Genomic DNA, 11,416 nt, shown 5'->3' on the forward strand with positions numbered 1-11,416 from the left:
GAAGTCTGCGGATACACTTCGCGCAGTCATTTCGAGGCACGTTCGATGCAATTGATCCCCTGGTCCCACTCCTCTTCCGCCGGATTCACTCTGCGCGGCTGGCACACGCCGGCCTCCGGCAAGCCGCTCCTGCACTTTCTCCATGGCAACGGTTTCTGTGGGCGCACCTATACGCCGATGCTGGAGGCGCTGGCCAAAGACTTCGATCTCTGGCTCTGCGACATCCAGGGTCACGGCGACAGCGACCATGGCGGCCGCTTCCTCGGTTGGAACCGCAATGCCGAGCTGGCGGTGGAAGCCTTCGAGGCCGGGCGCGGGCCGTTCGGCGAGGTCCCGCGGATGGCGGTGGGGCACAGCTTCGGCGGGGTGCTGAGCAGCCTGATCCTCGCTCGCCATCCCGAGCTGTTCAGCCGCGCTGTGCTGCTCGATCCGGTGATCTTCACGCCGACCATGGTCGGGGCCATGGCCTTCTCCGAAGTGCTCGGCCTGCACCGCCGCACCACCATGGCCAGCCGCGCGCGTGCCCGGCGCAACCACTGGGCCGACCGCGAGGCAGCGTGGAACGGCCTCCACGGCCGGGGCATCTTCAAGGGGTGGACCGAAGAGGCGCTACGGGGCTACGTGGATCACGCCATCAAGGCTGTGGATAACGGTGTCGAGCTGAAGTGCCGGCCGAGTCGCGAAGCGGAAATCTTCAGTTCCTTCCCCAAGCGCCTGTGGCCGTCGCTGGGCCGCATCGTCACGCCGACGCTGATCCTCCACGGGCAGCACAGCTACCCCTTCGTGGCCAAGTCAGTGGCGCGCCTGACCGCGCTCAATGGCCATGTCAGCGCCCAGGTGGTGGAGGGCGGTCACTGTTTCATGCAGGAATATCCACAGGCCAGCGCCGAGCGCGTGACCGGGTTCCTGCTGCGTGGATGAATTCTGCGGCTGAAGCTGGCGGTAGGGTGGATGTCGCTTTTTTACATCCACCATCGGAACCTGTTCGGAACGCGAATGGTGGACCGGTGAAGCGTGGTCCGGCCCGCTCAATCCACCCGTCGCTGCTCATCCGGTTTGGGATGGCTGCGGCGCCACTCGTTCATGTGGATAACCTTGCCGTCTTGCTGGGTTTCGGCCTGGAAGGGGTGCGCTTCCACATCGATGCGGCCCAGGTGGTTGCCGAACATCTGGATGCTCCCCGTCAGGCGCTGCTCGCCCGTCACGGTGAACTCGAAGTCGTAGATACGCGCCAGGCGGCGGTTGCCCTTGCCGTCGCGCACCATCGCCAGGCGGCGGAAGGCGACGTTGCCGTCCAGCAGTTCCACATCCAGCCGTGCGCAGTGCTGCTTGGCCAGCACCAGGGCGCGCTCGCGCACGCCGTGCCCGCGCCACAGCCAAGCCGCGCCGGCGGCGAACAACATCAGCAGGAAAACGTCAGCCAGGCTCAGCATGATGACTCCGGAAACATAGACCCAAGCTTAAACCATCCACGGTGGTTTCAGAGGGCCAGCTCAATACGGTTTCTTCCCAGTTGCTTGGCGCGGTACAGCGCCGCATCGGCCACACCCTGCAGCCGGTGCAGATCGTCATTGGCGCTGACGCTGGCCAGGCCGATGCTCACGCTGACCCGCAAGTGGCCGTCCACGGTGGCGATCTCCAGGCTCTGCAATGCCAGGCGCAGTCGCTCCAGCAGGTGGTGGGCGGCATCTGCGTTGGTATCAGGCAGCAGGAAGATGAATTCCTCGCCGCCGTAGCGGGCGAAGAGATCGGTGCGCCGCGCCTGTCGCTGGCAGAGCTGGCTGAACTGACGCAGCACCTCGTCGCCCACCTGATGACCGTGGCGGTCGTTGATCTGCTTGAAGTGGTCCAGGTCGAGCAGCGCCAGGCACAGCGGCGAGTGCTGCCGCCGCGCTCGCTGCAGCTCCTGTTCGGCGCGTTCTTCGAAGGCGCGGCGATTGAGCGCCCCGGTCAACGGATCGGTGGTGGCCAGGTGCAGCAGCTGTTGCTCCAGCGCCTTGCGATGGCTGACGTCGCGGATCTCCACCAGGCGCTGGTGGGAGTTGTCCAGGGAGGCGATGGCCAGCTCTGCCGGGAAGCCATTGCCATCTCCCCGGCAGGCACCGATATCGTGGGGGCGGCCGTCGGCCTGCAGCAGCAGCTCGGCCAGTCGCGGCGCTTCGGCCTCGGTCACCAACCGGGCCAGGGGTTGGCCGAGCAGCTCCTCGCGACGCCGTGCGAAGAGCTGTTCGAGCATCGGGTTGGCATCGAGGATGCGTCCATCGTCCACCACCAGCATGCCGGCGTTGGCCACGCCCATCAGCCGTTCGAAGCGGTGTGCATTGGCCTCTGCCTCGCGGGCGTGTCGCTGACTGTCCTCGAGGATGCGGCGCATGGTCATCAGGGCCAGGCCGACCAGTGCGATGACCCAGAGCGGAATGCCGAAGTTGTACGGCAGCAGGTAGCTCAGCGAGAGGGTGACGTCCGGGTGCTCCACCTGCTGCAGCCAGTCGTGCACACCGATGCCGGCGCGCAGCAGCGTCACCAGCGCGTAGCCCAGGAGAGTGAAGCCGACGAACAGCCGCGCACTGCGCAGCGCCGGTTCGCGGCGCTCGGCCAGCAACACGTAGCAGGCCTGCAGGGGCAGGGCACCGCCGATGGCGGCGTAGATGGCGATCAGCAGTTCGCTGTTGATGGCGCTGAACCAGTGCCAGCTGTTGACCAGCGCCATGGCGCCGGCGCTGGCCGGTACCGTCCAGTAGGGCGGGCGCCGGCCGAGGAAGCGGAATACGCCGAGTAGCAGGATCGCCTCGCCGGCCAGTTGGGTGGCGTTGCCCAGAACGTTGAGGACCGGGTTGCCGCTCGCCATGAAGCCCATGAACAGCAGGATGCCGAGGATCAGGGTCCAGGCGCCGGCCATCCAGAATCCGGGGCCGCGATAGGGCCGCGAGAAGTACCAGAGGCCAGTGCAGGCGACGGCGCTGGCGAGCATCAGGTTGAGCCCGAGCAGCATGGGTGAGAAGTACAGGGTTTCCATCGAGGCCCTCCCGGGCCTGGTAGCCGACGGCTGGATTCTGGCACCGCCGGGTGAGGCTGTCTTGTGACCGAACGGTTGGAAAACGCCGGCACCCGACCTGCGTCCTTCTGTCCCAGCGACTAGGCTTCAACCCAGGCAGGCGCATGGCTAGCATAGGCGCCCCCCGGATCGACCGGTATGGAACCCTCCCTGTGACCTACGGCAGAACACGACAACGCGGCGCCTGGCTTGGCCTTCTGGCCATGCTGCTGGTGTTCGTCGGTCCGTTGGTGTCCCAGGCGCGGGACATGGGGCAGGGGGGCGTGCCCGAGTGGATGGGCGAGCTGGCCTGTTCTGCCGAGCATGGCGGTCCGAGCCATCAGCCGGCGATGCCCGACCACGAGATGTCCTGGGCCAAGTGCGGCTACTGCACTTTGCTGTTCAACTCCCCGGCCCTGAACCCCGCGACCCTGCACGGGTTGGACCTGGCCGGCCTTACCAGTCCGCATGCCGCGCTGGCGCCCCTGGCTGGCCACGGTGGACGGACCGTGTTCCCCGGCGCGCTGACCCGCGCACCTCCCGTCGCGCTTTCCTGATCCACGCAACCTTTCTTTGCCGTGTGCACGCCCTGTTCAGGCGCGCGTGCGTGCGGACCACTGGTTCATCAGGGAGCACGACAATGTCGAAGAACACTGTCTCCTTTTACAACCTGGCGTGGCGCTGGCACTTCTATGCCGGGCTGTTCGTCATCCCCTTCATGATCATGCTGGCGGTCACCGGCAGCATCTATCTGTTCAAACCCCAGCTGGACAACCTGCTCTACAGCGACCTGATGCTGGTCCGCCCGGCCGGGCAGGCGCTCAGCGCCGACCAGCAGCTGGACAAGGTGCGCCAGGCCTACCCGCAGGCTGCCGTCAGCCAGTACCTGCCGCCGGTGGACGCCGAGCACAGCGCGCAGTTCGTGGTCAGCCTGGACGGGCGCAAGACCAATCTGTTCCTCGACCCCTACAGCGGCCAGGTGCTGGGCACCCAGGACGCGGAGAACAACCTCCAGGCCATTTCCCGCTCGCTGCATGGCACGCTGCTGATCGGCACGGTCGGCGACCGGCTGATCGAACTGGCCGCAGGCTGGGCCATCGTCCTGGTGGTGTCCGGCGTCTACCTCTGGTGGCCACGGGGTCAGGGCATGCGCGGCGTGTTCTGGCCGCGCCTGGCCAATCGCGGTCGGCTGTTCTGGCGGGACCTGCACGCAGTGACCGGATTCTGGGGCTCGCTGGTGCTGCTGTTCATGCTGCTCACCGGGATGACCTGGACCGGCTTCTGGGGCGAGCAATTCTCCGATGTGTGGAACCGCTTCCCCGCCGCCATGTGGAACGAGGTGCCCAAGTCCGACCAGCAGGCCCGTAGTCTGAACACCGCCGCCGACCAGACCGTGGCCTGGGCGGTGGAAAACACCCCTCTGCCGGCCTCCGATCCCCACGCTGCGCACAAGGGACATGGCGCCACCGGCATGGCCGTGCCAAGCGGGCAGGTGAGCCTGCAGCAAGTGGTGAACACCGCTGCTGAGCGCAGCGTGGTGCCCGGCTACAGCATCACCCTGCCGGCCGACGAGACCGGGGTGTACAGCATTGCCGTGTTCGCCGATGACCCGCGCAACGACGCGACCCTGCACCTGGACCAGTACAGCGGCAAGGTGCTGGCCGACATTCGCTGGCAGGACTACGGCGTGGTGGCCAAGAGTGTGGAAATGGGCGTGGTGCTGCACGAAGGCAAGTTCTTCGGCCTGGCCAACCAGTTGCTGATGTTCGGCGTCTGCCTGCTGATCCTGCTGAGCTCCGTGAGCGGCCTGGTGATGTGGTGGAAGCGCCGCCCGCAAGGCAGCCTGGGCGTACCGCCCCTGCGGCATGACCTGCCGTTGTGGAAAACCGCGGTGGTGATCATGATCGGCCTCGGCATCGCCTTCCCGCTGGTGGGGCTGTCCCTGCTGGCGATCTGGGCACTGGACTGGGCGGTGCTGTCGCGTATCGGCGACGGCAAGGTGGTGGCCGGCTAGACCGGTTCGGCAGGCGTGGCCCGCGGGCCGCGTCCGCGATGGAAAGCAAGCGGCACCCGCCGGGGGTGGGGGCCAGTCAATTGAATGAATGGAGTTCCGACATGCGCAAGACGTTGCTGGCCCTGGGGGCCCTGCTGAGCTTTTCCGGCACCCTGGCCGCCCATGATTACACCTTTGGGTCGCTGCACATCGAGCACCCCTGGGCCATGGCCGTGCCCGCGGTATCGCCCAACGGCGCCGCCTACCTGGTTATCCACAACAAGGGTACGGAGGCGGACAAGCTGCTGGGCGCCGATACCGCCCGTGCCGGCAAGACCGAGATCCACGAGCATCTGCACAAGGACGGCCTGATGAAGATGCAGAAGGTCGAAGGCGGTGTGGAGATTCCCGCTGGCGGCGAAGCGCGCTTCGAGCAGGGCGGCTACCACATGATGATGTTCGGCCTGAAGCAGCCGCTGAACGATGGCGACAAGTTCCCCATGACCCTGCACTTCCAGAAGGCCGGCGACCTGGACGTGGAAGTCCACGTGCAGACGCAGGCGCCGGCGGCGGCGGCCGAGCACCAGCACTGACGTCCGTGCGCGGGGCCGGCCGGCTCCGCGCCTTCCCTGCCCAGTTATCCACAATGCCGCTTGGCGGCATGGTTTGCCGAGGCGTGGTGCCTCTTCTAGCCTGATTCCATCGCATGGAGCACCCGCCGGCAGGACGCCAGCCCCGCGCATTGCGCGGCCCCGCTTGAATCATCTGCCCTCACTGTTCCCTGGCGATGCACCGCTTGGGCCAGGGCGCTGCGTGTTTCGCAGCGCTCCGACGGCCCGTGCCCTGATGAGCAGAAAAGGAGAGGGAAGATGAACGCTACAAGGACATTCCGTGTCGCCTGGTTGCTGGTCCTGATGCTTGCCTGCGCCGGCCCCTTGCTGGTGGCTGGCTCGGCGCAAGCGGCGAGCCCCGCGTGCAGCGCCAGCCAGGACTGGATCACCAACCCCAACCCACCCGGCGAAATCCCCGAAGGCAGCAACGCCGACTTCTGCGACTTCTACCAGTTCGCCTGGCAATGGTTCTTCCAGCTGGTCAGCCCATCGGCCAGTGACCCCAGCCTGCGCAACTTCCAGGTCAATACCAACTACCCGATCCTCCAGGCCACCGGCACCAACTCCTGCGACCCGTCCAAGCAGGCCGAGGTGATGTTCGTGCGCCGGGTGGAACCTGCCGCTGCAAACACGCCCTTCCAGATTCCCGACCGCACCGGCCAGGCTGGTGGCGGCGACACCATCTTCGACCAGAACGGCAACGTGGTCTTTTACGAGATCCGCTTCAGCCAGAGCCTGTGCAATATCCCGCAGATCCAGAGCGCGCTGAACTACCCGAGCGGAACCACCGAGCTGAAGAGTGCGTGGCGGATCATCACCGACGCCGACAAGCCCAACTACTTCTGGATCGAAGCCAACGTGGACGGCGTACCGGGCAACGAACTGCTGGGCATGGTCGGATTCCACATGGCTATCGCCACCGCGCTGCACCCGGAGTTCATCTGGGCCACCTTCGAGCACCGCAGCAACGTGCCGGAATGCAGCAATCCCGCCACTGCCCCGGCGGGTGGCTGGTCATTCACCAGTGCCACCTGTGCTGTGGATAACCCACCTGCGGGCTGCAACATGAACCAGGCGCAGCCGAGTTCCAGCCTCACCGGCACGCCTTCGGAAATCTGTCGGGTCTACCACGACGGCACCAATGTCTCGGACCACGAGGCCTCCGACAACATCGCCGACATCGACAGCCTCAACACCCAGATCCAGGGCTTCCTCTCGGCGCTGTCCAGCGACAATCCGATGGCCGTCTGGCAGAACTACATGAATGTCGGCGCCATCTGGCAGAACGACGTCACCCAGCCGTCCTCCAACTTCTCCAACCAGCGTGGCTCGATGCGCCTGGCCAACACGGTGATGGAAACCACCTACCAGAACGTGGACCCGACCCAGTCATTCATCTCCAACTGCTTCGGTTGCCACAACTTCAATGGCAGCGGGAACAGCAACACCATTCCCTGGGCGAAGCTGAGCCACATCTTCGATGACGTGATGCAGGGCCAGTGCACCACGCCGCAGGACGTGCAGGCCGGCCCCATCTGGAACAACGGCCAGGCCGCGCAGACCTGTCCACAGGTGTGCAGCAACAAGGGCGGCTGGAACGGCAACTGGAAGACCACCGAGCCCGGTTCCATGTCGGTCTGCGGGTGTTGCTGGGGATAAGTCGATCCTGAGGCGTCTGGTCGTTTATTGATCAGGTTCTCGAAAGCCCCGTCATTCATGGGCTGCAGCTCGGTCCTCACAGGCTATCCACAGCCGGTTGCACAGATTCTGTGTGCAGCCGGCCGGGTAACTCGTTGATATTGCTCGAAAAATGTACATTCTTCTACAGGCTGCGTGCTGCCTGGCCTGCAGCCATCCATGGACAACTTATACACAGACCAGTCCACGTAATTTGGGCACAAGCGTGGAAATCTTGATGCTGGCGCTTGTGGATTAATGGCGCGGGGATTGACCGGGCCTGGCCTGGCGGAGCGCGGCCCGATTTGGTCGATGAGGCTGATCAAATAGTGATCACAACGTTGCAGGCCGCATTATTACAGGGCTGCAGCCATGGCCAAACAGCTTATCCACAGATGGCTACACAGAATATGTGGGCCAAGTGCTTGAATCAGAGCGAAAAATGAACAAAGCGCGAAAAGCCGCGGCAGCTCTGGTCCCTGGCACTCGAACTACAGCTTATCCACAACAGCATCCACGGGAATTGGGTAAAAACTCTGCCGGCCTGTGAACAGATCGTTGAGGAGCGCGCGAATTCACGCCAAAACGGCGCCTGATGCACATGGATGCGCCATCCATTGCCGACGGAGCGGCCCCATCCGGAGATGGCGTCGATCTGTTATTCACAGCAGAAGAGCGCCCAAGAAGACTTGGGTAAAAACTGACCAATGTTCTGCGAGCCACGGGATTCGAGGCCTACAGCATTGTCCGCACAAGTTATTCACAGATGGCTGCACAGATATTGTGTGCAACGAAGCAGTTATCCCTATGATTTTGCTCGAAAAATGCCCAGACAGTGGAAAGCTGCGTCGTGCCTGCTTCCCAGGCATCCATCGACAATTTATCCACAGTTGCATCCACGGAAAATGGGGGAAACGGCTCTGTAATGGGGATTTCAGCTGGGAGGAGGCCTGGGGCCGGGCCAGGCATTCCGCGGCTACCAAGGATTGATCAGAAATTGATCAGTCTCCGGAAAGCCACGAATGGCGGGGCACAGAGCAGTATCCGAACAGGTTATCAACAGCCTGCTGCACAGCATCTGTGAGCAGTGCACAAGCCAAGTGGTTGAAAATGCTCAGAAAATCGCCAGATCGCGGGAAGGCCCGCGTGGTGCGGGGCCTGGAGCTCGGTCTACACCTTATCCACAGGCCCTTCCACTGATTTTGGGGAACAGGGTGGAAAAGCGAGGGCTCAGTTGCCCTCGCGCATTTCCTGGTAGCGCTGTTCCAGTTCCTGGCGGATCTGGCGACGCTGCTTGGCCTGGGCATAACGGCGCTTTTCGTCGGGGGTTGCCGGCTGCAGCGGTGGAACTGCAGCGGGGCGACGCTCGTCATCCAGCGCCACCATGGTGAAGAAGCAACTGTTGGTATGGCGCACCGAACGCTCGCGGATGTTTTCGGTGACCACCTTGATGCCCACCTCCATCGAGGTGTTGCCGGTGTAGTTCACCGAGGCGAGGAAGGTGACCAGTTCGCCCACGTGAATGGGCTCGCGGAAGATCACCTGGTCCACCGAGAGGGTCACGACGTAGCGGCCGGCATAGCGGCTGGCGCAGGCGTAGGCCACTTCATCGAGGTACTTGAGCAAGGTGCCGCCGTGGACGTTGCCGGAGAAGTTGGCCATGTCCGGGGTCATCAGGACGGTCATCGACAGTTGTGCGGTTCCGGGTTCCATTGCTGGCCTCGTCGCTGTGGGGTCTGTCCGGGATAGACGCGGGTCGGCGCCTGGGCGCCACAGTTGCAGTGTCGCGCAATTCCGGGAGCGCTGTGGATAACTTGCGGTCAGGGCGTCTGGTTGGCTTGCTGACAGGCCGGTCGTTCTTCCACCAGGTCGCTAGGGCCGCAGGCCAGGCCGTGTTCGCGGCGCAGTTGCGCCAGCTCGTCGCTTTGCTCGACCAGGAAGCGGTCGAAGGCTTCGAGTATCTCCGGGTGATTCAGGCTGCTGGCGTGGAAGGCGGTCTGCGCCAGGGGCAATTCCGGGTCCAGCAGCAGGCGGTCGCCACCCAGGTTGGTGCTGGTCTCCAGGTAGTGGTGCAGCACTTCCGGGTTGGCATAGATGGCATCGATGCGCAGGCGCAGCAGCATGCGCACGAGACTGGCGATGTCGCTGGCCTCCACCAGTTGCACCTGGCCGTCACGCAGGCGCTCCTGCCAGGCTTCCGGAGTGAAGCCGCGCACGGTGCCGAGGCGCCGTACCGAGTCGACGCCCCGTCCCAGGTGTTCGCGCAACACCAGGCTGCCGTCCACCACGCGGATCACCGGGCGGCTGTAATGCATTCGCGCATCACCCTTGAGCTGGCGCGACCAGGCCGGGTTGTCGGGGAACACCAGCATCAGCCGGTCGGTGGTCTGCAGGTTGCGGTGCAGGCGGTTGATCGGCAGGGCTTCCAGTTCGAGGGCGCGGCCCTGGCTGTTGGCAAAGAGTTGCAGCACCGCGATCGCATAGCCTTCGGCGGGCTTGCCGGGGAGGGCGCGGTAATAGGGGAGGTAGTCGTGGCTTTCCAGGCCGATGCGCAGTGACTCCGCTTGGCAGACGCCGAGGGCCAGGAACAGCAGCGCGAACATCGCAGCCTTCATCGGGCGGGCCTGGAAGGGTAGGGAATGACGTTCAGCCTAGCAGCGGCTCGGGGAAACTTCAGTGCCCGGCCAGACCGGCCGGGCACCATGACGGACCTTGCGTCCGCCATCAGGCGTGGGTCAGGTACCAACGCCAATCCTGCTCACCCACTTCGCTGACGAACTGGCGGAATTCTTCCCACTTGATGGCGAGGAAGATCTTCAGGAAGTCCTCGCCCAGGGCGTCCCTGGCCCAGGTCGACTGTTCCAGGTTACGCAGCGCGGTGAGCCAGTCGGTGGGCAGGGTTTCGCGGGCCTGCTCGTAGCCGTTTCCGACTATGGGCTCGCCCGGATCGATCTGCTCGCGAATGCCTTTGTGGATACCGGCGAGAATCGCCGCAGCCGCCAGGTAGGGGTTGGCGTCGGCGCCGCAGATGCGGTGTTCCACATGGCGGCTCTTGGCCGGGCCACCCGGCACGCGGAAGGACACAGTGCGGTTGTTCACACCCCAGCTCTTGGCCAGCGGTGCGTAGCTGTTGGCCTGGAAGCGGCGGTAGGAGTTGGCGTTGGGGCAGAAGATCGCCAGCGTGTCGTTGAGGGTCGCCATCATGCCGCCGATGGCGTGGCGCAGCAGCGGCGTGCCGTGCGGGTCTTCGCTGGCCATCAAGTTGTTGCCCTGCTCGTCGGCCAGGCTCACGTGCATGTGCAGGCCGCTGCCGGCGAGGTCGCCAAAGGGCTTGGCCATGAAGCAGGCGATGAGCCCGTGCTTGTTGGCGACGCCCTTGACCAGGCGCTTGTAGCGAATGCCTTCGTCCACCGCCTGGAGCGCGTCGAAGCGGTGCTCCAGGGTCAGTTCCAGTTGGCCGGGCGCGTACTCGGAAATGGCGGTGCGCACCGGCAGGCCCTGGACCTCGCATGCGGCGTAGAGGTCATCGAGGAAGGGCTGCAGCTGTTCCAGCTCGTAGACGCCATAAACCTGGGGGGCCTGCGGGCGCACGCCGTTCGCCTGCAGGGCCGGCTGCGGACGGCCATTGGCGTCGCGATGCTTGTCCAGCAGGTAGAACTCCAGCTCCACCGCCATCACCGGGTGGTAGCCGTCGGCCTTGAGGCGGTCGATGGTGCGTGCCAGCACATGGCGCGGGTCGCCGGGGGTCGCGGGCAGTCCCTGGGTCGGGTGCATGCTCACCTGCACCTGGCCGGTGGGCGTGGCGCGCCAGGGCTGCAGCGACAGCGAGCCGGGCACCGGGTACGTCCAGCAGTCGGCGTCAGCGACTTCCCAGACCAGGCCACTGGCTTCGACGTCCTCGCCCTGGATGGTCAGCGAGAGGATGGAGCTGGGCAGCGGGCGGCCGTTCTCGAAGATCGGCAACAGCTCGTCACGGTGCAGCAGCTTGCCGCGCGGGATGCCGTTGGCGTCGATCAGCATCAGCTCGATGCTGCGGACCTCGGGGTGTTGTTCGAGGAAGTCGCGGGCTTCCTGGGGATTGGCGAATTGCATGGAGGTTCT

The 11,416-nt window shown here is 64.8% G+C and carries 10 protein-coding genes; 5 read left to right on the forward strand and 5 right to left on the reverse strand.

Translation table 11 applies throughout. The features are described 5' to 3' along the window. Positions 1-45 precede the first annotated feature (45 nt). On the forward strand, positions 46-921 hold the full coding sequence (locus tag E8E91_RS08455; protein ID WP_280375380.1) for an alpha/beta hydrolase: 876 nt from the start codon (positions 46-48) through the stop codon (positions 919-921). Between the two features lie 107 nt (positions 922-1,028). On the opposite strand, the gene E8E91_RS08460 is transcribed toward E8E91_RS08455, so the two are convergent. Continuing rightward, positions 1,029-1,433, reverse strand: a complete 405-nt coding sequence (locus tag E8E91_RS08460; protein WP_280375381.1) for a DUF3301 domain-containing protein — start codon at positions 1,431-1,433, stop codon at positions 1,029-1,031. A 47-nt stretch (positions 1,434-1,480) separates the two neighbouring features. Further along, positions 1,481-3,016, reverse strand: coding sequence for a sensor domain-containing diguanylate cyclase (locus E8E91_RS08465; protein WP_280375382.1), 1,536 nt, complete (start codon positions 3,014-3,016; stop codon positions 1,481-1,483). A gap of 191 nt (positions 3,017-3,207) precedes the next feature. Between E8E91_RS08465 and E8E91_RS08470 the strand changes: the two genes are divergently transcribed. The 4 genes from E8E91_RS08470 to E8E91_RS08485 all read left to right on the forward strand — a co-directional run bounded on the left by E8E91_RS08470 (position 3,208) and on the right by E8E91_RS08485 (position 7,297). Continuing rightward, positions 3,208-3,591 (forward strand): DUF2946 domain-containing protein, encoded by a 384-nt coding sequence (locus tag E8E91_RS08470; protein WP_280375383.1) that lies wholly within the window; start codon positions 3,208-3,210, stop codon positions 3,589-3,591. Between the two features lie 83 nt (positions 3,592-3,674). Continuing rightward, a complete protein-coding gene (locus E8E91_RS08475) occupies positions 3,675-5,048 on the forward strand; it encodes a PepSY domain-containing protein (RefSeq protein WP_280375384.1) in 1,374 nt (457 codons plus the stop codon). Between the two features lie 101 nt (positions 5,049-5,149). Further along, positions 5,150-5,620, forward strand: coding sequence for a copper chaperone PCu(A)C (locus tag E8E91_RS08480; RefSeq protein ID WP_280375385.1), 471 nt, complete (start codon positions 5,150-5,152; stop codon positions 5,618-5,620). 276 nt (positions 5,621-5,896) lie between these two features. After that, positions 5,897-7,297, forward strand: a complete 1,401-nt coding sequence (locus tag E8E91_RS08485; RefSeq protein ID WP_280375386.1) for a mannan-binding lectin — start codon at positions 5,897-5,899, stop codon at positions 7,295-7,297. A gap of 1,248 nt (positions 7,298-8,545) precedes the next feature. Here the strand turns inward: E8E91_RS08485 and E8E91_RS08490 are convergent. The 3 genes from E8E91_RS08490 to E8E91_RS08500 all read right to left on the reverse strand — a co-directional run bounded on the left by E8E91_RS08490 (position 8,546) and on the right by E8E91_RS08500 (position 11,407). Then, positions 8,546-9,028, reverse strand: coding sequence for an acyl-CoA thioesterase (locus E8E91_RS08490; RefSeq protein ID WP_190829066.1), 483 nt, complete (start codon positions 9,026-9,028; stop codon positions 8,546-8,548). 107 nt (positions 9,029-9,135) lie between these two features. Further along, positions 9,136-9,918, reverse strand: coding sequence for a transporter substrate-binding domain-containing protein (locus E8E91_RS08495; protein ID WP_280375387.1), 783 nt, complete (start codon positions 9,916-9,918; stop codon positions 9,136-9,138). A gap of 121 nt (positions 9,919-10,039) precedes the next feature. Beyond that, positions 10,040-11,407, reverse strand: a complete 1,368-nt coding sequence (locus E8E91_RS08500; protein WP_280375388.1) for a glutamine synthetase family protein — start codon at positions 11,405-11,407, stop codon at positions 10,040-10,042. Positions 11,408-11,416 lie beyond the last annotated feature (9 nt).

Origin of the sequence: Pseudomonas sp. BN515, from assembly GCF_029873155.1 — a bacterium.
Taxonomy (GTDB): domain Bacteria; phylum Pseudomonadota; class Gammaproteobacteria; order Pseudomonadales; family Pseudomonadaceae; genus Metapseudomonas.